20 protein-coding genes are annotated in these 20,744 nt (G+C 62.8%); all 20 read right to left on the bottom strand.

All coding sequences use genetic code 11. The features are described from left to right. Positions 1-162: 162 nt before the first annotated feature. The 20 genes from glmS to yidC all read right to left on the bottom strand — a co-directional run bounded on the left by glmS (position 163) and on the right by yidC (position 20,615). Positions 163-1,998 carry a glutamine--fructose-6-phosphate transaminase (isomerizing) gene (glmS, locus tag FOC67_RS26080; RefSeq protein WP_003097120.1) on the bottom strand — a complete coding sequence of 612 codons (1,836 nt, stop codon included), beginning with the start codon at positions 1,996-1,998 and terminating at the stop codon, positions 163-165. Between the two features lie 15 nt (positions 1,999-2,013). Then, complete coding sequence (locus FOC67_RS26075) at positions 2,014-2,787, bottom strand: DeoR/GlpR family DNA-binding transcription regulator (RefSeq protein ID WP_009316056.1); 774 nt, start codon at positions 2,785-2,787, stop codon at positions 2,014-2,016. A gap of 67 nt (positions 2,788-2,854) precedes the next feature. Beyond that, positions 2,855-3,364, bottom strand: coding sequence for a M23 family metallopeptidase (locus tag FOC67_RS26070; RefSeq protein WP_003097125.1), 510 nt, complete (start codon positions 3,362-3,364; stop codon positions 2,855-2,857). A gap of 13 nt (positions 3,365-3,377) precedes the next feature. Further along, a complete protein-coding gene (gene glmU / locus FOC67_RS26065; protein ID WP_003114651.1) occupies positions 3,378-4,742 on the bottom strand; it encodes a bifunctional UDP-N-acetylglucosamine diphosphorylase/glucosamine-1-phosphate N-acetyltransferase GlmU in 1,365 nt (454 codons plus the stop codon). A 120-nt stretch (positions 4,743-4,862) separates the two neighbouring features. Next, positions 4,863-5,288 carry a F0F1 ATP synthase subunit epsilon gene (locus FOC67_RS26060; protein WP_003097128.1) on the bottom strand — a complete coding sequence of 142 codons (426 nt, stop codon included), beginning with the start codon at positions 5,286-5,288 and terminating at the stop codon, positions 4,863-4,865. Between the two features lie 41 nt (positions 5,289-5,329). Next, positions 5,330-6,706, bottom strand: a complete 1,377-nt coding sequence (gene atpD, locus FOC67_RS26055) for a F0F1 ATP synthase subunit beta (RefSeq protein WP_003097130.1) — start codon at positions 6,704-6,706, stop codon at positions 5,330-5,332. A gap of 30 nt (positions 6,707-6,736) precedes the next feature. Beyond that, positions 6,737-7,597: a F0F1 ATP synthase subunit gamma gene (gene atpG, locus FOC67_RS26050; protein WP_003097132.1), complete on the bottom strand. Its 861-nt coding sequence runs from the start codon at positions 7,595-7,597 to the stop codon at positions 6,737-6,739. 50 nt (positions 7,598-7,647) lie between these two features. Further along, positions 7,648-9,192 carry a F0F1 ATP synthase subunit alpha gene (gene atpA / locus FOC67_RS26045; protein ID WP_003097134.1) on the bottom strand — a complete coding sequence of 515 codons (1,545 nt, stop codon included), beginning with the start codon at positions 9,190-9,192 and terminating at the stop codon, positions 7,648-7,650. An 18-nt stretch (positions 9,193-9,210) separates the two neighbouring features. Next, complete coding sequence (locus tag FOC67_RS26040; RefSeq protein ID WP_003097135.1) at positions 9,211-9,747, bottom strand: F0F1 ATP synthase subunit delta; 537 nt, start codon at positions 9,745-9,747, stop codon at positions 9,211-9,213. Between the two features lie 11 nt (positions 9,748-9,758). Further along, the gene (locus FOC67_RS26035; RefSeq protein ID WP_003100235.1) at positions 9,759-10,229 is read right to left on the bottom strand and encodes a F0F1 ATP synthase subunit B; all 471 of its coding nucleotides are present in this window, start codon (positions 10,227-10,229) and stop codon (positions 9,759-9,761) included. A 57-nt stretch (positions 10,230-10,286) separates the two neighbouring features. Next, a complete protein-coding gene (gene atpE / locus FOC67_RS26030) occupies positions 10,287-10,544 on the bottom strand; it encodes a F0F1 ATP synthase subunit C (RefSeq protein ID WP_003097235.1) in 258 nt (85 codons plus the stop codon). Positions 10,545-10,593: 49 nt separating this feature from the next. Next, positions 10,594-11,463, bottom strand: coding sequence for a F0F1 ATP synthase subunit A (gene atpB, locus FOC67_RS26025; protein ID WP_003097238.1), 870 nt, complete (start codon positions 11,461-11,463; stop codon positions 10,594-10,596). Positions 11,464-11,479: 16 nt separating this feature from the next. Beyond that, a complete protein-coding gene (locus FOC67_RS26020; protein WP_003097239.1) occupies positions 11,480-11,860 on the bottom strand; it encodes a F0F1 ATP synthase subunit I in 381 nt (126 codons plus the stop codon). Positions 11,861-12,023: 163 nt separating this feature from the next. Beyond that, positions 12,024-12,896, bottom strand: a complete 873-nt coding sequence (locus FOC67_RS26015; protein ID WP_003100240.1) for a ParB/RepB/Spo0J family partition protein — start codon at positions 12,894-12,896, stop codon at positions 12,024-12,026. Positions 12,897-12,905: 9 nt separating this feature from the next. Then, a complete protein-coding gene (gene soj, locus FOC67_RS26010) occupies positions 12,906-13,694 on the bottom strand; it encodes a chromosome partitioning protein Soj (RefSeq protein ID WP_003097243.1) in 789 nt (262 codons plus the stop codon). A gap of 18 nt (positions 13,695-13,712) precedes the next feature. Beyond that, positions 13,713-14,357, bottom strand: coding sequence for a 16S rRNA (guanine(527)-N(7))-methyltransferase RsmG (rsmG, locus tag FOC67_RS26005; protein WP_003100242.1), 645 nt, complete (start codon positions 14,355-14,357; stop codon positions 13,713-13,715). After that, positions 14,357-16,249 carry a tRNA uridine-5-carboxymethylaminomethyl(34) synthesis enzyme MnmG gene (gene mnmG / locus FOC67_RS26000; RefSeq protein WP_003100244.1) on the bottom strand — a complete coding sequence of 631 codons (1,893 nt, stop codon included), beginning with the start codon at positions 16,247-16,249 and terminating at the stop codon, positions 14,357-14,359. The genes rsmG and mnmG overlap by 1 nt, the downstream gene beginning before the upstream one ends. 473 nt (positions 16,250-16,722) lie before the next feature. Then, a complete protein-coding gene (locus FOC67_RS25995) occupies positions 16,723-16,947 on the bottom strand; it encodes a hypothetical protein (RefSeq protein WP_003097251.1) in 225 nt (74 codons plus the stop codon). A 493-nt stretch (positions 16,948-17,440) separates the two neighbouring features. Beyond that, positions 17,441-18,808: a tRNA uridine-5-carboxymethylaminomethyl(34) synthesis GTPase MnmE gene (mnmE, locus tag FOC67_RS25990; RefSeq protein ID WP_003100248.1), complete on the bottom strand. Its 1,368-nt coding sequence runs from the start codon at positions 18,806-18,808 to the stop codon at positions 17,441-17,443. A gap of 70 nt (positions 18,809-18,878) precedes the next feature. Next, positions 18,879-20,615 (bottom strand): membrane protein insertase YidC, encoded by a 1,737-nt coding sequence (gene yidC / locus FOC67_RS25985; RefSeq protein ID WP_003097255.1) that lies wholly within the window; start codon positions 20,613-20,615, stop codon positions 18,879-18,881. Between the last annotated feature and the right edge of the window lie 129 nt (positions 20,616-20,744).

The following is a 20,744-nucleotide window of genomic DNA, read 5'->3' as shown; positions in this document are numbered from 1 at the left end:
ATAGCTAATCATGGAAAACAATATTGGATTGATCGATGAGATTTCATCGATACAGAGGCTACGCATCAAGGACGCCAAATCGGCGTCCCGCTGCGACAGTTTTTATTGTTCAGCGACAGTTTTTATTGTCTAAAACCAGGCTTCTCGGGCACGCGGCCGGCGTTACTCGACGGTGACCGACTTGGCCAGGTTGCGCGGCTGGTCGACGTCGGTGCCCTTGAGCACGGCGACATGGTACGAGAGCAATTGCAACGGGATGGTGTAGAGGATCGGCGAGAGCACGTCGCCGATGTGCGGCATGCCCACCACATGGGTGCCCTCGCCAGCCTCGATGCCCGCGCCTTCGTCGGCGAACACCACCAGTTCGCCGCCGCGGGCGCGGACTTCCTGCAGGTTCGACTTGAGCTTCTCCACCAGCTCGTTGTTCGGCGCCACGGTAACCACCGGCATGTCGCTGTCCACCAGCGCCAGCGGGCCATGCTTGAGTTCGCCGGCCGGGTAGGCTTCGGCATGGATATAGGAAATTTCCTTGAGCTTCAGCGCACCTTCCAGGGCCACCGGGAACTGCGCGCCACGGCCGAGGAACAGGGTATGGTGCTTCTCGGCGAACAGCTCGGAAACCTTCTCCACCGTACGGTTCATCGCCAGCGCCTCGCCCAGCCGGGTCGGCAGGCGACGCAGTTCGTCCACCAGCTCGGCTTCGACGCCATCGGCCAGGCGCTTCTGCACCTGGCCGATGCCCAGGGTCAGCAGCAGCAGGGCGACCAACTGGGTGGTGAAGGCCTTGGTCGAGGCCACGCCGATTTCCGGGCCGGCCTGGGTCAGCAGGGTCAGGTCGGATTCGCGCACCAGCGAACTGGTGGCAACGTTGCAGATCGCCACGCTGGAGAGGAAGCCCAGCTCCTTGGCGTTGCGCAGGGCAGCCAGGGTGTCGGCGGTCTCACCGGACTGGGAGATGGTGACGAACAGGCAATCCGGCTGCACCGCGACCTTGCGGTAGCGGAACTCGCTGGCAACCTCCACCTGGCAGGGAATCCCGGTCAGGCTTTCCAGCCAGTAACGGGCGACCATGCCGGCGTGGTAGCTGGTACCGCAGGCGACGATCTGCACGTTGCGAACCTTGGCGAACAGCTCCGCCGCCTGCGGGCCGAAGCTTTCCACCATTACCTGGTTCTGCCCGAGGCGGCCTTCCAGGGTGCGCTGCACGACGCTGGGCTGCTCGTGGATTTCCTTGAGCATGAAGTGCCGGTACTCGCCCTTGTCGGCGGCTTCGGCGCCTTCGTGGTACTGCACGGTCTCGCGCTGCACGTCGTTGCCCTGGACATCCCACAGGCGCACGCTGTCGCGACGGATCTCGGCGATGTCGCCTTCTTCCAGGTAGATGAAGCGATCGGTCACCTGGCGCAGCGCCAGTTGGTCGGAAGCGAGGAAGTTCTCGCCAAGCCCGAGGCCGATCACCAGCGGGCTGCCGCTGCGGGCGGCGACGATGCGGTCCGGCTGCGCCGCGCTGATCACTGCCAGGCCATAGGCCCCGTGCAATTCCTTGACCGCGTCCTTCAGCGCCAGGGTCAGGTCGCCGATGGACTGCAGCTTGTGATGCAGCAGGTGGACGATGACCTCGGTGTCGGTCTGCGAGGTGAACACGTAGCCCAGGCCCTTGAGCCGCTCACGGAGAGGTTCGTGGTTCTCGATGATGCCGTTGTGCACCACCGCCAGTTCGTCGCTGGAGAAATGCGGGTGGGCGTTGCCTTCGGTTGGCGCGCCGTGGGTCGCCCAGCGGGTATGGGCGATGCCCAGGCGGCCGAGCAGCGGCGTACCGGCCAGGCCTTCCTCCAGGCTGGCGACCTTGCCGACCCGGCGGCAGCGCTGCAGCCTGCCTTCGTTATCGAAGACCGCCACGCCGGCGCTGTCGTAGCCGCGATACTCGAGGCGCTTGAGGCCTTCGATGAGGATGGGGGTGATGTTGCGCTCGGCGATCGCGCCTACGATTCCACACATGGGGTCTTTCTCCTTTCAGGGCTCGACCGGGGCGCAGATCAGCGTGACGCCCCGGGCGGTTATCTTTTCGCGCGCGGAAGGTTCCAGGCGCTCGTCGGTAATCAGGGTATGGATGCTGCTCCAGGGCAATTCCTGGTTGGGAATGCGCCGACCGACCTTGTCGGCCTCGGCCATGACGATCACCTCGCGGGCGACCTCGGCCATCACCCGGCTCAGGCCCAGCAATTCGTTGAACGTGGTCGTCCCGCGTTCGAGATCGATGCCGTCGGCACCGATGAATAGTTGGTCGAAGTCATAGGAACGCAGCACCTGCTCGGCAACCTGCCCCTGGAACGACTCGGAATGCGGATCCCAGGTCCCCCCGGTCATCAGCAGCACCGGCTCGTGCTCCAGTTCGCGCAGGGCGTTGACCACGTTCAGTGAGTTGGTCATCACCACCAGGCCCGGCTTGTGCCCGAGTTCGGGGATCATCGCCGCGGTGGTGCTGCCACTGTCGATGATGATCCGCGCATGCTCGCGGATGCGCGCCGCGGCGGCGCGACCGATAGCCTGCTTGTAGGGCGAGACGGGCTGTGCGGCTTCGCCGATCAGTTCCTGCGGCATCGGCACCGCACCGCCGTAGCGACGCAACAGCAGGCCGTGGCTTTCCATGGCGGCGAGGTCCTTGCGGATGGTCACTTCCGAGGTGGAAAAGCGCTTGGCGAGTGCGTCCACGCTGACCTCGCCCTGCTCGGAAAGCAGCGCGAGGATGGCATGGCGACGTTGCGGCGTATTACGTTTCGAGATCACTTAAGTTTCGTTTCGAAAGAAAAGTGTGCGAATCAAAACTTATCCGGCGATTCCCGTCAATGACTTTTCATCGGCTCGGCAGCACCGTATTGGGATCGAGGTAGAACATTTTCTTCCAACCCTGGGTGCTGGCGTCGGCCAGCCAGGGATAGGGCAGCAAGGTGATGATCGCGTAGTGCAGGTGGGCCGGCTTGCCGCGCGCGTTGCCGGTGGTTCCGACCGCACCCAGGCGGGAACCGGCGAGGACCGGCTGGCCCGGATAGGCGTCGAGGCTATCGAGATGGGCGTAGTAATGCAGGCGCCACTTGGGCGCCAGCACCAGGACGACCTTGCCGCCGAGGGCGATCTCCCCGCGATAGAGCACCAGGCCGTAGCTGGCGGAGCGTACGGGGGTGCCGCTGCGGGCGAAGATGTCGATGCCCTTGTGCACTCCGGAGCGCCCCCAGGGCTCGAACCAGAAGGTTCGCGGATTCCAGTCGCGGGCACTGGCGCCTTCGACGGGTATCCGCGGCCATTCGGGTAGCACCGCCCCGGCTATGAGCAGCCCCAGCACGATCCATTTCGCAGGCTTCGGCATCCGTGCCGCTCCGTTACTTCTTGATTTTTTCCGGGCGCTTCCAGTTTTCCAGGTTCTTCTGCCGGGCGCGGCCGAAAGCCAGGTTCTTCGCCGGAACCTCATGGGTGATGGTGGAGCCGGCCGCGGTCGTCGCGCCATCGCCAATCTTCAGCGGCGCCACCAGCGAGTTGTTCGAGCCGATGAACACATCGTCGCCCAGCTCGGTGCGGAATTTGTTCGCGCCATCGTAGTTGCAGGTGATGGTGCCGGCGCCGATATTGCAGTTGGCGCCCAGCTCGGCATCGCCCAGGTAGCTCAGGTGGCCGGCCTTGCTGCCCTCGCCCAGGCGGGCATTCTTCAGTTCGACGAAGTTGCCGACATGGGCCCGAGCGCCGAGCACGCTGCCCGGACGCAGGCGGGCGAACGGACCGGCATCGCTACCCTCGCCCAGCTCCGCGCCTTCCAGGTGGCTGTTGGCCTTGATCACCGCGCCACGCCGCAGGACGCTGTCGCGAATCACGCAGTTCGGTCCGATGCGCACGTCGTCCTCGATCACCACGCGGCCTTCCAGCACCACGTTGACGTCGATCAGCACGTCGCGGCCGACCGAGATTTCGCCACGGACATCCAGGCGCTGCGGATCGAGCAGGGTCACGCCCTGGCGCATCAGCTCCTCCGCGCGCAGGCGCTGGTAGTGACGCTCCAGCTGGGCCTGTTGCATGCGGTCATTGACGCCCTGCACTTCCATCGCGTCCAGCGGTTGGGCGCTGGCCACCACCAGACCGTCGCCGACCGCCATGGCGATCACGTCGGTCAGGTAGTACTCGCCCTGGGCGTTGTCGTTGGACAGGCGGCCGAGCCAGTCGGCAAGGCGCTTGCCCGGTACCGCGAGGATGCCGGTGTTGATCTCGCCGATCTGGCGCTGCGCCGGGGTCGCGTCCTTGTGCTCGACGATGGCCTGCACCGCGCCCTGGTCGTCACGGACGATGCGGCCGTAGCCGGTGGGGTCGAGCATGTCGACGGTGAGCAACGACAACTGGTCCGGGGTGACTTGCGCCAGCAGGCGCTGCAAGGTGTCCAGCTGGATCAGCGGCACGTCGCCGTAGAGGATCAGCACCTGGTCTGCACTGAGGAACGGCAGGGCCTGGGCCACCGCATGGCCCGTACCGAGCTGTTCGGCCTGGAGCACGAAATTCAGGTCGTCGGCGGCCATCCGCTCACGCACCAGATCCGCGCCGTGGCCGATCACCACGTGGATCCGTTCCGGCTGCAACTGGCGCGCGCAGTCGATGACGTGGCCGAGCATCGGCTTGCCGGCAATGGGATGGAGGACCTTGGGCAGGGCCGAACGCATGCGGGTGCCCTGGCCGGCGGCGAGAATCACGATTTCAAGGGACATGGACTGGACTACCGTTCCTGGTGGTCACAGGCAAAACCTGTGAGTGAAGATGCAAAACGAAAAAAGGGTAGCCCACAGGCTACCCTTTTCCCTGACACCGCTAGAAGTACCGGCTGGAAATCAGCCGCCGAACTTCTTGCGCAGTTGCTGGACGGTGCGCAGCTGGGCTGCGGCTTCGGCCAGACGCGCGGCAGCGGCGCTGTAGTCGAACTCGGCGCCCTTGCCCTGCAGCGCCTTTTCGGCAGCCTTCAGGGCTTCCTGGGCGGCCGCTTCGTCGAGGTCGCCGGCACGAACCACGGTGTCGGCGAGGACCTTGACCATGTTCGGCTGGACTTCGAGGAAACCGCCGGAGATGTAGTACACCTCCTGCTCGCCGCCCTGCTTGACCAGGCGGATGGGGCCCGGTTTCAGGTCGGTGATCAGCGGCGCGTGGCCCGGGGCGATACCCAGGTCACCCAGAGCGCCGTGCGCGATAACCATCTCGACCAGGCCGGAGAAGATCTCCGCCTCGGCGCTGACGATGTCGCAATGGACTGTTATGGCCATACGCTTGCCTCACATGAGCGCCCGTCGCCGGGCGCACAGGATTACAGTTTTTTGGCTTTCTCGACCGCTTCTTCGATACCGCCGACCATGTAGAACGCCTGCTCCGGCAGGTGATCGTAGTCGCCGTTGAGAATGCCCTTGAAGCCAGCGATGGTGTCCTTCAGGGAAACGTACTTGCCCGGCGAGCCGGTGAAGACTTCCGCTACGAAGAACGGCTGGGACAGGAAGCGCTGGATCTTACGAGCGCGCGCCACCAGCAGCTTGTCGGCTTCGGACAGTTCGTCCATGCCCAGGATCGCGATGATGTCCTTCAGCTCCTTGTAGCGCTGCAGAACATACTGGACGCCGCGAGCGGTGTCGTAGTGATCCTGGCCGATCACCAGCGGATCGAGCTGGCGAGAGGTGGAGTCCAACGGGTCGACCGCAGGGTAGATACCCAGCGAGGCGATGTCACGGGACAGTACGACGGTCGCGTCCAGGTGGGCGAAGGTGGTCGCCGGGGACGGGTCGGTGAGGTCGTCCGCGGGAACGTATACGGCCTGGATCGAGGTGATCGAGCCTTTCTTGGTGGAGGTGATGCGCTCCTGCAGAACGCCCATCTCTTCGGCCAGGGTCGGCTGATAACCCACCGCGGACGGCATACGGCCCAGCAGTGCGGACACTTCGGTACCGGCGAGGGTGTAACGGTAGATGTTGTCGATGAACAACAGAACGTCACGGCCTTCGTCACGGAACTTCTCGGCCATGGTCAGGCCGGTCAGTGCGACGCGCAGACGGTTGCCCGGCGGCTCGTTCATCTGGCCGTATACCAGGGCTACCTTGTCCAGTACGTTGGAGTCCTTCATCTCGTGGTAGAAGTCGTTACCCTCACGAGTACGCTCGCCCACACCCGCGAACACGGAATAACCGCTGTGCTCGATGGCGATGTTACGGATCAGTTCCATCATGTTGACGGTCTTGCCCACGCCGGCGCCGCCGAACAGGCCTACCTTGCCGCCCTTGGCGAACGGGCAGACCAGGTCGATCACCTTGATGCCGGTTTCCAGCAGCTCGTTGCCGCCAGCCTGGTCGGCATAGGACGGAGCTTCGCGGTGGATGCCCCAGCGCTCTTCTTCGCCGATGGGACCGGCTTCGTCGATCGGGTTGCCCAGTACGTCCATGATCCGGCCCAGGGTCGCTTTACCGACCGGCACGGAGATGGCAGCACCAGTGCTGTCCACGTTCAGGCCACGCTTGAGGCCTTCGGTGGAACCCATCGCAATGGAACGAACCACGCCGTCGCCCAGCTGCTGCTGGACTTCCAGGGTGGTTTCAACGCCCTGAACCTTCAGGGCTTCATAGATGCTCGGCACGGCATCGCGCGGGAATTCCACGTCGATCACGGCGCCGATGATTTGAACGATACGTCCGCTACTCATGTCTGGTTCCTCTGAATTTTGAACCTGTTCTTACACCGCGGCAGCGCCGCCGACGATTTCCGAGATTTCCTGGGTGATCGCCGCCTGACGCGCCTTGTTGTAGATCAGCTGCAAATCGCTGATCAGCTCGCCGGCGTTGTCGGTAGCGTTCTTCATTGCAATCATCCGGGCCGCCTGCTCACAGGCGTTGTTCTCAACCACGGCCTGGTACACCTGGGATTCCACGTAACGCACCAGCAGCCCGTCGAGGAGCGACTTGGCGTCGGGTTCGTAGAGATAGTCCCAGTGGTGCTTCAGCTCCTGATCGTCATCGGCCACCAGCGGAATCAGCTGTTCCACGGTCGGCTTCTGGGTCATGGTGTTGACGAACTTGTTGGAGACCACGAACAGGCGATCGATACGGCCTTCGAGGTATGCGTCGAGCATCACCTTGACACTGCCGATCAGGTCGTTGATCGAAGGCTCTTCGCCGAGGTGGCTGATAGCTGCCACGACGTTGCCGCCGAAACTGCGGAAGAACGAAGCGCCCTTGCTACCGATCACGCAAAGGTCGATTTCCGCCCCTTGCTCGCGGTAGCCGCTCATGTCCTTGACGAGGGACTTGAACAGGTTGATGTTCAGACCGCCGCACAGACCACGGTCACTGCTCACCACGATGTAGCCGACGCGCTTGACTTCACGCTCGACCATGAACGGGTGACGGTATTCCGGGTTGGCGTTGGCCAGATGGCCGATCACCTGGCGAATACGCTCCGCGTAGGGACGGCCGGCCGCCATGCGCATTTGTGCCTTGCGCATCTTGCTCACCGCCACTTTTTCCATGGCATTGGTGATCTTTTGCGTGCTTTTGATGCTCGCAATCTTGCTGCGAATCTCTTTTGCGCCTGCCATTTGACACCTATCGGGTTAGCAGGCGGGAGCCTCGCGGCTCCCGCTGCGGCTTACCAGGTTTGGGTGGCCTTGAACTTCTCGATGCCGGCCTTGATGCCCGCGTCGATTTCGTCGTTGAAGTCACCTTTCTCGTTGATCTTCGCCAGCAGAGCGGCATGCTCGCGCTGGAAGTAGGAGATCAACGCCTGCTCGAAGCTACCGACCTTGGCGATTTCGACGTCCTGCAGGAAGCCACGCTCGGCGGCATACAGGGACAGCGACATCTCGGCGATCGACATCGGCGCGTACTGCTTCTGCTTCATCAGCTCGGTAACGCGCTGACCATGCTCCAGCTGCTTGCGGGTCGCTTCGTCCAGGTCCGAGGCGAACTGGGCGAAGGCCGCCAGTTCACGGTACTGGGCCAGAGCGGTACGAATGCCGCCGGACAGCTTCTTGATGATCTTGGTCTGGGCCGCGCCACCTACGCGGGATACCGAGATACCGGCGTTGACGGCCGGACGGATACCCGAGTTGAACATGGCGGATTCCAGGAAGATCTGGCCGTCGGTGATCGAGATCACGTTGGTCGGAACGAACGCGGAAACGTCGCCGGCCTGGGTCTCGATGATCGGCAGCGCGGTCAGCGAGCCGGTCTTGCCGGTCACGGCGCCGTTGGTGAACTTCTCGACATACTCTTCGGAAACGCGGGAAGCGCGCTCCAGCAGACGGCTGTGGAGATAGAACACGTCGCCCGGGTAGGCTTCGCGGCCCGGCGGACGGCGCAGCAGCAGGGAGATCTGGCGATAAGCCACGGCCTGCTTGGACAGGTCGTCGTAGACGATCAGGGCGTCTTCACCGCGATCGCGGAAGTATTCGCCCATGGTGCAACCGGAGTACGGCGCCAGGTATTGCAGGGCGGCGGACTCGGAAGCGCTGGCGGCGACCACGATGGTGTTGGCCAGGGCGCCGTTCTCTTCCAGCTTGCGTACGACGTTGGCGATAGTGGACTGCTTCTGGCCGATGGCCACGTAGACGCACTTAATGCCGCTGTCTTTCTGGTTGATGATGGCGTCGACCGCGAGGGCGGTCTTGCCGATCTGGCGGTCGCCGATGATCAGCTCGCGCTGGCCACGGCCTACCGGGATCATGGCGTCGACCGACTTGTAGCCGGTCTGTACCGGCTGGTCTACCGACTTACGCCAGATCACGCCCGGAGCGACCTTCTCGACCGCGTCGGTGGCCTTGGCGTCGATCGGGCCCTTGCCGTCGATCGGATTGCCCAGTGCGTCGACTACGCGACCCAGCAGTTCCGGACCAACCGGAACCTCCAGGATGCGCCCGGTGCACTTGGCGTTCATGCCTTCGGCGAGGCCCTGGTATTCACCCAGAACCACGGCACCCACGGAATCCTGCTCCAGGTTCAGCGCCATACCGTAGACGCCGCCCGGGAACTCGATCATCTCGCCGTACATGACGTCGGCCAGACCGTAGATGCGCACGATACCGTCGGACACGCTGACGATGGTGCCTTCGTTTCGTGCTTGGGAGGCGACGTCGAGTTTCTCGATGCGCCCCTTGATGATTTCACTAATTTCGGAAGGATTGAGTTGCTGCATGCCGCTGCCCCTTCAAACTCAAGATTTCAACGCTTCGGCCAGTTTCGCGAGCTTGCCGCGCACCGAGCCATCGATTACCAAGTCACCGGCGCGAATGATCACGCCGCCGATCAGGCTCGCGTCTTCCGACGCATGTAGCCGCACTTCGCGACTGAGCCGGGCGCTGAGAGCCTTGGCGAGTTTGTCCTGCTGTTCTTTGCTCAAGGTGAAGGCACTGGTGACTTCTACCTCGACCGACTTTTCCTGCTCGGCCTTCAACTGCTCGTACATCTCAGCGATGGTCGGCAGCAGTTCGAGCCGCTTGTTCTCAGCCACAGTCCGGACGAAGTTCTGGGCTGGTGCATTCAGCTTGTCGCCGCACACATCGATCAGGCTCTGGGCCTTGGCCGAAGAGGTCAGCTGAGGCTCTTTGAGCAGCTGGCGCACGGTGTCGTCCTGCGACACTGCGGCCAGCACACCCAGCGCAGCCGACCAATCGGCCAGTTGCTGATGAGCCTGGGCGTACTCGAAAGCCGCCTTTGCGTAGGGACGAGCCAACGTGGTCAGTTCTGCCATAGCGCCCTCGCTTAGATCTCGGCTGCCAGTTTGGAAACCAGCTGCTCGTGCGCGTTTGCGTCGATCGAAGCACCCAGGATCTTCTCTGCGCCGGTGACGGCCAGGGCACCCACTTGGGCACGCAGGGCGTCCTTGACGCTGTTCAGTTCCTGTTCGATTTCCGCTTGGGCCTGGGCCTTCAGGCGTTCGCCTTCGGTACGGGCCTGGTCGCGGGCTTCATCGACGATCTGGTTAGCGCGTTTCTTCGCCTGTTCGACGATTTCGGCTGCCTGAGCCTTGGCTTCGCGCAGTTGCTGGCCCGCTTTCTCATGAGCCAGCTCCAGATCACGAGCCGCGCGGTTGGCAGCGTCCAGGCCGTCAGCGATCTTCTTCTGACGCTCTTGCAGAGCCGCGATGACCGGAGGCCACACGAACTTCATGCAGAACAGCACAAAGATGAAGAACGCAACGGACTGGCCAATCAGGGTTGCATTAATGTTCACGCCAACACCTCGCTCGTTCGTTGTCCGTCAAACACTCAAATCGAATGATTCGAGTGATTAGCCGGCGATTTGACCAACGAAGGGATTCGCGAAGGTGAAGAACAGGGCGATACCCACACCGATCATGGTCACGGCGTCCAGCAGGCCGGCGACGATGAACATTTTCACCTGCAGCATCGGAACCATTTCAGGCTGACGAGCTGCGCCTTCCAGGAACTTGCCACCCAGCAGACCGAAACCGATGGCGGTACCCAGGGCACCCAGGCCAATCAGCAGAGCAACGGCGATAGCAGTCAGTCCAACTACAGTTTCCATTTTTCCTCCCGACTTTTTGTCGTGTTGGTTAAAGGTTGAAGCGAATCGATTAATGGTTGTCTTCGTGCGCCATCGACAGGTAGACGATGGTCAGCATCATGAAGATGAAGGCCTGCAGGGTGATGATCAGGATGTGGAACACAGCCCACGCCCAGTTCAGGGCTACGCCCAGGGCACTCAGCAGGAACATTCCGCTACCGAACATGACGGCGATCAGAATGAAGATCAGTTCGCCGGCATACATGTTGCCGAACAGACGCAGCGCCAGCGAAACCGGCTTGGCGATCAGGGTCACGAACTCGAGCAGGAAGTTCACCGGAATCAGCAGGATCTGAACGACGATGTTCTTGCTGCTGAAGGGGTGCAGGGTCAGTTCACCGAGGAAGCCGCCGATGCCCTTGACCTTGATGCTGTAGAAGATGATCAGGGCGAACACCGAGATCGACAGGCCGAGGGTGGCGTTCGGGTCGGTGGTGGCCACCGCGCGGAAGAACAGGTGCTCGTCGCCGGTGATCTTCGCGGCCAGCATCGGCAGGTAGTCCACCGGAACCAGGTCGATCAGGTTGAGCAGGAAGATCCAGACGAACACGGTCAGGGCCAGGGGCGCGATCAACGGGTTGCGCCCGTGGAAGGTGTCCTTGACGCTGGTGTCGACGAACTCGACCATCACCTCGACGAAGTTCTGCAGTCCACCCGGCTGGCCGCTGGTGGCCTTCTTGGCTGCCAGGCGGAAGATGAACAGGAACACCACGCCGAGCAGTACCGACCAGCCCAGGGTGTCTACGTGGAATGCCCAGAAGCCCATTTCCTTGGCTTGCTCGGCGGTGTGGGCGAACCCCCAATCACCATTAGGCAGACGCCCGAAGGTCAGGTTCTGCAAGTGGTGCTGGATGTAACCCGAAGCGGTTTCTGCTGCCATGTTTGCCTCAATCGCTCTAAGGTCTTGTAAATGTTTTTCCCATCAGCAGGGGTGCGCACCAGCTGACCATCAGGGTCAGCAGATAGACACCGAACAGAGCCGGCGCCATCAGTGGCTTCACGCCTGCGAACGCCAGTGCGAAGAGCACCGCCGTCAGAATCAGTTTCCCGGCTTCGCCCGCATAGAAAGAGCGAACGATTTCCCGGGCAGCCCGCGCTCCGCTGAAACGGAACGCCTTGTAGGCGAAATAACAATTCGGCAACCAGGCGATCATCCCTCCCAGCAGCCCGGAATATCCGGCTACCGGTCCCCAAGAAATCCACAGGGAGATCGCAGCAACAAGCACTACTACCAGTTGGACGAGCAGCAATCTGAATGCCGGCAGGCGACTTGGCATGCGGGACTCCATCGCGCTCTCAGTCTTCTGGTGTCGGCACTGCCAAATCAACGACTTGGCATAAAAAGTGCCCACAAAATAGCGCGCAGAGTATAGGGGGGGAGTCCCCCCTGTTCAACTGGCTGGTAGTGATTTCCGACTACCCGCTACAACCCAAAGTGTGTCAACGGATGTGGGCGAGAACGCCCTGCAGTTCATCCAGGGAGCTGTAGCGGATGACCAGCTGTCCCTTGCCCTTCTGACCATGCCGGATCTGCACCGAAGCGCCCAGGCGCTCGGCCAGGCGCTGTTCCAGGCGGGCGATGTCCGGGTCGCTCTTGACCGGTCCCGCAGGCTTGCCCGGGGCATGCGTCCACTGCCGAACCAGGGCTTCGGTCTGACGTACGGTCAGCCCATGTGCGACAACATGTCGCGCCCCTTCCACCTGCCGTTCTGCCGGCAGACCGAGGAGCGCACGGGCGTGGCCCATCTCCAGGTCGCCATGGGAAAGCAGGGTCTTGATCTCTTCCGGCAGGCCGATCAGGCGCAGCAGGTTGGTAATGGTCGCGCGCGACTTGCCGACCGCTTCCGCGACCTGCTGCTGGGTCAGCTGGAACTCCTGCTGCAAGCGCTGCAGGGCAGCGGCTTCCTCGATCGGGTTGAGGTCCTCGCGCTGGATGTTCTCGATCAGCGCCATGGCGATGGCCGCTTCGTCCGGCACGTCGCGCACCAGCGCCGGGATCTTTTCCAGTCCGGCCTGCTGGCTGGCCCGCCAGCGCCGCTCGCCGGCGATGATCTCGTAGCGGCCATTGGCGATCGGCCGCACCACGATGGGCTGCATCACGCCCTGGGCCTTGATCGACTGCGCCAGTTCCTCCAGCGCCTGAGGGTCCATGTCGCGACGCGGCTGGTACTTGCCGCGCTGCATCAGGTCGAGGGGGATCTGCTGCAACTCGCGGCGGTCGGCCTGTACGGCTTCTTCCTGCAGTTTGGCGGGACTCGAGCCGCCCAGCAGGGCATCGAGCCCGCGTCCCAGTCCACGTTTCTTGGCTGCCATGCGGGTTCCTTATGCGGTTGCGGCGCGGCCTTTGGCGCGCTGGCGGCGGACCAGCTCGCCGGCCAGCGCCAGGTAGGCGATGGCGCCGCGGGATTGCTTGTCGTAAACCAGCGCCGGCATGCCGAAGCTGGGGGCTTCGGCGAGGCGCACGTTACGCGGGATGACGGTGCTGTAGAGGGTGTCGCCGAAATGCTCCTGCAACTGCGCGGAGACATCGTTGGTCAGGCTGATGCGCGGATCGTACATGGTCCGCAACAGGCCCTCGATCTTCAGCGTCGGGTTGAGCAACTGGCCGATGCGCTGGATGCTGTTCATCAGGTCGGTCAGTCCCTCCAGCGCGTAGTACTCGCACTGCATGGGGATGATCACGCCGTCGGCGGCGGTCAGCGCATTGACGGTGAGCATCGACAGCGACGGCGGGCAGTCGATGAGGATGTAGTCGTAGTTCTCGCGGATCGGCGCCAGCGCGTTGCGCAGGCGATTTTCCTTCATGTCCATTTCCAGCAGCACCACTTCCGCGGCGGTCAGGTCGCGGTTGGCCGGCAGCAACTGGTAGCCGCCGTGTTCGGAGAACTGCATGGCCTCGGCGAGGTTGCACTCGCCGGTGAGCACGTCGTAGATGGAGTGCTCCAGGTTGTGCTTGTCGATGCCGCTGCCGGTGGTGGCGTTGCCCTGGGGATCCAGGTCCAGCAGGAGGACGCGGCGCTTGGTCGCCACGAGGGAGGCCGCGAGGTTGATACAGGTCGTGGTCTTGCCGACACCGCCTTTCTGGTTGGCGATCGCGAATACCTTAGCCATGGTTATCCCTGTTCCCCCTCATGCTGTGCGCCGCAGTATCAGCAGATGCCGCTGACCTTGGCAACCGGGTACCGCCAGCGCGTGCTCGGCTTCGACCCGGAAATCCTCCGGGAGTGCCGCCAGCTCTTCGTTCGGATGCACGCCCTTCATCGCCAGCCAGCGGGTTTCCTGGCCACCGAGGTGGCGGGTCCAGTTGGCGAAGTCCTCCAGGCTGCTGAAAGCGCGGGAAACGATGCCATCGAAGGGGCTCTCGGGACGGAAGGCTTCCACTCGGCTGTGCACGACTTCGAGGTTGGCCAGCTTCAGCTCGAGCTTCACCTGGGTCAGGAAGCGGGTCTTCTTGCCGTTGCTGTCGAGCAGGGTCAGGCGCTTTTCCGGGAACAGGATGGCCAGCGGCACGCCGGGCATGCCGCCGCCGCTGCCGACATCCAGCCAGTTATCCCCAGCCTCGGCGTAAGGCACGATGCTCAGGCTGTCGAGCAGGTGGCGCGAAACCATCTCGTCCGGGTCGCGTACGGCGGTCAGGTTGTAAGCCTTGTTCCATTTGATCAGCAGGGCCAGATAGGCCAGCAGCTGGCGTTGCTTGTCGGCGTCGAGGGCGACGCCTAGCTCGTCAGCACCGCGCGCGAGTTCGTCGGCGTGGTGTTGGGTTACCGCAGACATCAAGCGCTCTGCTCCAGTTGGCGGCCAGAGGCACGCTTCTTCAGGTGGATCAACAACAGCGAAATCGCAGCCGGCGTGACGCCGGGGATCCGCGAAGCCTGTCCGAGGGTTTCCGGACGGGCCTGGTTCAGCTTGTTCTGGATTTCCTTCGACAGGCCGGAAATCCCCAGGTAATCGATATCCACAGGCAGGCGGGTATCTTCGCTGGCGCGCAGCCGGGCGATTTCCTCCTGCTGGCGGTCGATGTAGCCGGCGTACTTGGTGCGAATCTCCACCTGCTCGGCCACCTGGGGGTTATCCACAGCGTCGCCGGTGATCTCTACCAGGCCGGCGTAATCGATCTCGGGGCGGCTCAGCAGGTTGAGCAGGTTGTATTCATGGGTCAGCGGCGTACCGAAGCGCTCGGCGATGGCGTCGCCCTGCGGGGTATTCGGCCGCACCCAGGTGCTCTTCAGCCGCTGTTCCTCGCGTTCGATACCTTCGCGCTTGGCTTCGAAGGCAGCCCAGCGCCGATCGTCGACAAGGCCCAGCTCGCGCCCCTTCTCGGTGAGACGCAGGTCGGCGTTGTCCTCGCGAAGGATCAGGCGGTATTCCGCCCGCGAGGTGAACATGCGGTACGGCTCCTGGGTGCCGAGCGTGATCAGGTCGTCCACCAGCACGCCGATGTAGGCCTCGTCACGGCGCGGGCACCAGCTGTCCTTGCCCTGCGAACGCAACGCAGCATTGGCGCCGGCCAGCAGGCCCTGGGCGCCTGCTTCCTCGTAGCCGGTGGTGCCGTTGATCTGGCCGGCGAAGAACAGGCCGCCGATGACCTTGGTCTCCAGGCTGTACCTGAGATCGCGGGGATCGAAGAAGTCGTACTCGATCGCATAGCCCGGCCGCACGATGTGGGCGTTTTCCATGCCACGGATGGAACGCACGATCTGCAGTTGCACGTCGAACGGCAGGGAAGTGGAAATGCCGTTGGGATACAGCTCGTGGGTCGTCAGGCCTTCCGGCTCGAGGAAGACCTGGTGGCTTTCCTTGTCGGCGAAGCGATGGATCTTGTCTTCGATCGACGGGCAGTAGCGCGGGCCGATGCCTTCGATCACACCGGAATACATCGGCGAACGATCGAGGTTGGCGGCGATGATCTCGTGGGTCCGGGCGTTGGTATGGGTGATCCAGCAACTGACCTGCTCGGGATGCTGTTCCTTCGAACCAAGGAAGGACATCACCGGGATCGGCGTGTCGCCCGGCTGCTCGGTCATCACCGAGAAGTCCACGCTGCGCCCGTCGATCCGCGGCGGCGTGCCGGTCTTCAGACGGCCGACCCGCAGCGGCAATTCACGCAGACGACGCGCCAGAGCGATGGACGGCGGGTCGCCGGCGCGTCCGCCGGAGTAGTTCTCCAGGCCGATGTGGATAAGTCCGCCGAGGAAGGTGCCGGTAGTCAGGACCACGTTGTCGGCATGGAAGCGTAGTCCCATCTGGGTCACTACGCCGCGGACCTGATCCTGCTCGACGATCAGGTCGTCGCAGGCCTGCTGGAATATCCACAGGTTCGGCTGGTTTTCCAGTGTATGGCGGATAGCGGCCTTATAGAGCACGCGATCGGCTTGTGCACGAGTGGCGCGCACTGCCGGCCCCTTGCGGCTGTTAAGGATGCGGAACTGGATACCGCCCTTGTCGGTGGCTTCGGCCATGGCGCCGCCAAGGGCGTCGATTTCCTTGACCAGATGGCTCTTGCCGATGCCGCCGATTGCGGGGTTGCAGCTCATCTGCCCCAGGGTTTCCACATTGTGGGTCAACAGCAGGGTTTTCACACCCATGCGCGCAGCCGCGAGTGCGGCTTCGGTGCCTGCATGGCCACCGCCGATCACGATTACGTCAAAACGGGTAGGGAAATCCACCGCGCACCTCGGCCTGTTCAGAAGCAGGAATTCAGGAAAGCCGGACAGTATAAGGATTTAGCGAACCTGAATGAAGACTCCTGGACAAAAAATAGCCAATCCAGATCGAGGGAGCAAAATGGCTCGGCGGGCTTACAAAAAATAAAAGGAAAGGAATGTTTATATCTTTTTAGAACTTATGTTTATTACTTGGCAGCGGCTTTTCTGTTGATAAGTACGTCGAGCCCAGTAAAGACATAGCCTGTAGCGAATGATAAGGCTGTCCCAAACCCTATCTGGGCCCTGTTGATAAGCGTTTTTTAGCTGTGGATGGAATGGCTCGTTATCAACATGTGGAGTTATGCACAGAGCTTCGGCGGGTTTATCTACCCTCCTGTCCCTGGGGTTTTCCACAGGTTTCAGGCGAGCGTATCCGGGCCGCGGCAGGACCGCAGCCAGGTAGGAAGAAGGAGATGGAAAGGCGTGGGAAAGGCTCAGTCGTTGCCGCTTTCCAGCGTATCGATGGATGACGACAGGCGCTCGAAGCGGCGCTTGGCGGAGACCTGGAAATCCCGCTCGGAGCCCTCGTTAGCGGGTTTGCGCAGCAGTAGCCGAGCACTGAGCCCGCTAGTGCGGTCGTAACTGCCGAACCAGTCGATCATCTGTCCGACATGGCATTCGCCGCCGAGCCATACCGCCAGGTTGGCTACGATCTCCATGTTGTAGTGTCCGAGTGCTCGCCCTGGGACGTCTTGGGAGCCGAAGGCGAGGGCCCCGCCTGGCCGGTATCGACGGAGTCCAGGGTCTGCAATAGCTCTTTTCGCAGAATCTCTTCCAGGCTTGTGGATAAACCGCTTACCGGGTTGACTTGCGTGCACGGAACGTCCCGGCGCGTGGCGATAGCGCCAGGCGAGACAACGGGATAGATACGCCATTCGAGAGGGGCGAGCAGGTAGAGATTGACCACAGCGCAGCGCCTTCGCGGACGCCGGATCGGAGCGCGGTGCCTGTGCATAAACCTCTCCCAGGTGGATATCATCCCATGCAGACCGACATCGGCGCAGATGGTTTTCTCGGGGACGAAGCGGCGCGCCGGCAATCCATGCCTGCGTGGTTGAGTGCCGGCGGCAAGGGGCACAGTGAAAGGAAAGTACGCAGAACCGGAGCGAACCTTGCCCTGGTTATCCACAACTCGGCGTGGGCCGAGCCCCATTACTTGCCGATGCAGAAACTCGAGAAGATGCGACCCAGCAGGTCGTCGGGGGTGAATGCGCCGGTGATTTCGCCCAGGTGCTGCTGGGCCTGGCGCAGATCCTCGGCCAGCAGTTCGCCGGCGCCATTGTGGATAAGTTGGCTGTGGCCATGCTCCAGCGCCTGCCCTGCCAGGCGTAGCGCTTCCAAGTGGCGCCGGCGGGCGCTGAAACCGCTTTCCGCGGTCTGTTCGAAGCCCATGCAGGCCTTCAGGTGTTCGCGCAGCAGCTCCAGGCCGGCGCCGGTGCGCGCCGAGAGGGTGATGGTGACGTGGCCGTCCGCGCTTTCCTCGAGGCCAATGGACTCTGTGGACAAATCCGCCTTGTTGCGGATCAGGGTGACCTTGCCCGGTTCCGGTCGCTGGTCGAGAAACTCCGGCCATAGGGAAAACGGGTCCGCTGCTTCCGGGGCGGTGGCGTCCACCACCAGCAGCACGCGATCGGCTTCGCCGATGGCTTTCAGCGCACGTTCCACGCCGATCTTTTCTACATGGTCCTCGGTATCCCGCAGGCCTGCGGTGTCCACCACATGCAGGGGCATGCCATCGATGTGGATATGTTCGCGCAGTACATCGCGGGTGGTGCCGGCTATGTCCGTGACGATGGCCGCCTCGCGACCGGCCAGGGCATTCAGCAGGCTGGACTTGCCGGCATTCGGTCGTCCGGCGATGACCACGGTCATGCCGTCGCGCAGCAGGGCGCCTTGGGAAGCTTCGCGCTGCACTGTGGATAATTCTGTGCGTACTTTTTCCAGAAGCCCCAGTACATGGCCATCGGCGAGGAAGTCGATTTCTTCCTCGGGGAAGTCGATGGCGGCTTCGACATAGATGCGCAGGGAAATCAGTTGCTCGGTCAATGCATGTACCCGGCGCGAGAATTCGCCCTGCAGGGAACGCAATGCATTGCGCGCGGCCTGCTCCGAGCTGGCCTCGATCAGATCGGCGATGGCTTCGGCCTGGGCCAGGTCGAGCTTATCGTTGAGGAACGCACGCTCGCTGAACTCGCCCGGTCGCGCCTGGCGGGCACCCAGTTCCAGACAACGCTGCACCAGCAGGTCGAGTACCACGGGGCCGCCGTGCCCCTGCAGTTCGAGTACGTCTTCGCCGGTGAACGAGTTCGGGCCGGGGAAATACAGTGATAGGCCTTCGTCGATCACCTGCCCACCGGCATCGAGGAACGGTCCGTAATGCGCATGCCGGGCTTTCAGCTGGCGTCCGCTCACGGCCACGGCCATCTGTCCGGCGAGGGGGCCGGAGACGCGGACGATTCCCACGCCGCCGCGGCCCTGGGCAGTAGCTATCGCGACGATGGTTTCGGTGGCGGCTTGCATGTGGATATCTCCGGATAGCAAGACGCCCCTCGAGGGGGCGTCTTGTTGTGGACAGTTTTCGCGATAGACGTCAGGCGGTCTTCGCGGCTGCCTCGATCTTGCGGGTAATGTACCACTGCTGTGCGATCGACAGGCAGTTGTTGACTACCCAGTACAGCACCAGACCGGCTGGGAACCAGAGGAAGAAGAAGGTGAAGATGATCGGCATCAGTTTCATCACCTTGGCCTGCATCGGGTCCGGCGGGGTCGGGTTGAGCATCTGCTGGATCAGCATGGTGCCGCCCATGACGATCGGCAGGATGAAGAACGGATCCTTCACCGACAGGTCGGTGATCCAGCCGAGCCACGGCGCCTGGCGCATTTCCACGCTTTCCAGGAGTACCCAGTAGAGGGAGAGGAAGACCGGCATCTGGACCAGGATCGGCAGGCAGCCGCCCAGCGGATTAATCTTCTCCTTCTTGTACAGCTCCATCATCGCCTGGGACATCTTCTGCCGATCGTCGCCGTGCTGTTCCTTGATCGCCTGCATCTTCGGCGACACCGCGCGCATGCGCGCCATCGAACGGTAGCTGGCGGCGGACAACGGGAAGAAGGCCAGCTTGATCAGGACGGTCAGGGCGATGATCGACCAGCCCCAGTTGCCGATCAGGCTGTGGATATGTTGCAGCAGCCAGAAGATCGGCTGGGCGATGAACCAGAGGAAACCGTAGTCGACGGTCAGTTCCAGGCCCGGGGAGAGTTCCTTCAGGTGCTTCTGGAGTTTCGGGCCGGCATACAGGGTCAGGTCGGTTTCCACCTTGCTACCCGCCGGAACGCTCAGGGTCGGGCCGGTGAAACCGACGATGTAGTTGCCCTGGCCGTCCTTGCGGGTCATGACCTGGTGCTGCTCGCCCTTGGTCGGAACCCAGGCGGTCACGAAGTAGTGTTGCAGCCAGGCGACCCAGCCACCCTGCACGGACTCCTTGAACTGTTCCTTGTCCATGTCCTTGGTGGAGATCTTCTTGTACGGCGAATCCGGGGTCCAGACCGCGGCGCCGAGGTAGGTGGACACCCCGGTGGCGGTGGTCGAGGACGGGTCGGCGCTGCCGTCGCGCTTGAGCTGGGCGAACAGGTTGCCGCTCCAGGTCTTGCCGCTCTGGTTGTCGATCAGGTAGCTGACGCCGACCTGATAGGCGTTTTCATTGATGCACTCGATCTTCTTCTGGGCCTTTTCCTTGTCCGAGCAATCGGCTTTCAGGCCACGGTGGAAGGTGAAGCGCTTGATGTAGTTGACACCGTCGTGGCTGAAGCTCAGGTCCACGACCAGTTCGTTCTGGCCGTCGGCCAACTGGTAGCTGCTCTGCGCACTGTGGAACAGCGGGCGGCCGGCGCTGCTGGCGTCCGGGCCGTCGGCACCGGTGAGGCCGCTCTGCGCCAGGTAGGTACGTTCGCGACCGTTGTCGAACAGCGGGAACGGCACGTCCGGACGGTCCAGGCGGCGCGGATACTGCAACAGGCCGAGCTGGACGATATCGCCGCCACGGGGATCGATGGCCAGGTCGAGGACGTCGGTCTTCACCTGGATCAGCTTGTCGCTGACCGCAACCGGCTTGTCGGCGGCTTCGCTGCCGGCCGCGCTGCTCTGGGCAGTGGGAACGTCACTGCTGGTGCCCGAGGCGGACGGAGTGTCCGGCAGGCCTTGCGTGGTGTTCATCGAAGCGCTGGCGGCGGGCAGCTCAGGCTGACCGTAATCCTTGTTCCACTGGAGAACCAGCAGGTAGGACACGACTGCAAGGGCGACGATGAGAATCGAGCGTTGAATGTCCATGGTTACTCGGCCATCGAGAAAGGGCGGGGCTTGAAGGAAACTGACAGTAGCAGATCGCGGCTACGGGATTGCCAGTGATGGAGCCGAGTGGAGGAAACCGCACTCGGGCGACCATTGCGTCGCGGGCCA

The sequence above is a fragment of the Pseudomonas sp. FDAARGOS_761 genome (assembly GCF_013343155.1).
Taxonomy (GTDB): domain Bacteria; phylum Pseudomonadota; class Gammaproteobacteria; order Pseudomonadales; family Pseudomonadaceae; genus Pseudomonas; species Pseudomonas aeruginosa.
This window is presented reverse-complemented; position numbering and strand designations above follow the sequence as displayed.

What these genes read in the sequence shown, in the direction of transcription:
- glmS (WP_003097120.1), bottom strand. Translation starts at nt 1,998, where the DNA reads ATGTGTGGAATCGTAGGCGCGATCGCCGAGCGCAACATCACCCCCATC.
- FOC67_RS26070 (WP_003097125.1), bottom strand. Translation starts at nt 3,364, where the DNA reads ATGCCGAAGCCTGCGAAATGGATCGTGCTGGGGCTGCTCATAGCCGGG.
- glmU (WP_003114651.1), bottom strand. Translation starts at nt 4,742, where the DNA reads ATGTCCCTTGAAATCGTGATTCTCGCCGCCGGCCAGGGCACCCGCATG.
- FOC67_RS26060 (WP_003097128.1), bottom strand. Translation starts at nt 5,288, where the DNA reads ATGGCCATAACAGTCCATTGCGACATCGTCAGCGCCGAGGCGGAGATC.
- atpD (WP_003097130.1), bottom strand. Translation starts at nt 6,706, where the DNA reads ATGAGTAGCGGACGTATCGTTCAAATCATCGGCGCCGTGATCGACGTG.
- atpG (WP_003097132.1), bottom strand. Translation starts at nt 7,597, where the DNA reads ATGGCAGGCGCAAAAGAGATTCGCAGCAAGATTGCGAGCATCAAAAGC.
- atpA (WP_003097134.1), bottom strand. Translation starts at nt 9,192, where the DNA reads ATGCAGCAACTCAATCCTTCCGAAATTAGTGAAATCATCAAGGGGCGC.
- FOC67_RS26040 (WP_003097135.1), bottom strand. Translation starts at nt 9,747, where the DNA reads ATGGCAGAACTGACCACGTTGGCTCGTCCCTACGCAAAGGCGGCTTTC.
- atpE (WP_003097235.1), bottom strand. Translation starts at nt 10,544, where the DNA reads ATGGAAACTGTAGTTGGACTGACTGCTATCGCCGTTGCTCTGCTGATT.
- atpB (WP_003097238.1), bottom strand. Translation starts at nt 11,463, where the DNA reads ATGGCAGCAGAAACCGCTTCGGGTTACATCCAGCACCACTTGCAGAAC.
- FOC67_RS26020 (WP_003097239.1), bottom strand. Translation starts at nt 11,860, where the DNA reads ATGCCAAGTCGCCTGCCGGCATTCAGATTGCTGCTCGTCCAACTGGTA.
- FOC67_RS26015 (WP_003100240.1), bottom strand. Translation starts at nt 12,896, where the DNA reads ATGGCAGCCAAGAAACGTGGACTGGGACGCGGGCTCGATGCCCTGCTG.
- soj (WP_003097243.1), bottom strand. Translation starts at nt 13,694, where the DNA reads ATGGCTAAGGTATTCGCGATCGCCAACCAGAAAGGCGGTGTCGGCAAG.
- rsmG (WP_003100242.1), bottom strand. Translation starts at nt 14,357, where the DNA reads ATGTCTGCGGTAACCCAACACCACGCCGACGAACTCGCGCGCGGTGCT.
- FOC67_RS25995 (WP_003097251.1), bottom strand. Translation starts at nt 16,947, where the DNA reads ATGGAGATCGTAGCCAACCTGGCGGTATGGCTCGGCGGCGAATGCCAT.
- mnmE (WP_003100248.1), bottom strand. Translation starts at nt 18,808, where the DNA reads ATGCAAGCCGCCACCGAAACCATCGTCGCGATAGCTACTGCCCAGGGC.
- yidC (WP_003097255.1), bottom strand. Translation starts at nt 20,615, where the DNA reads ATGGACATTCAACGCTCGATTCTCATCGTCGCCCTTGCAGTCGTGTCC.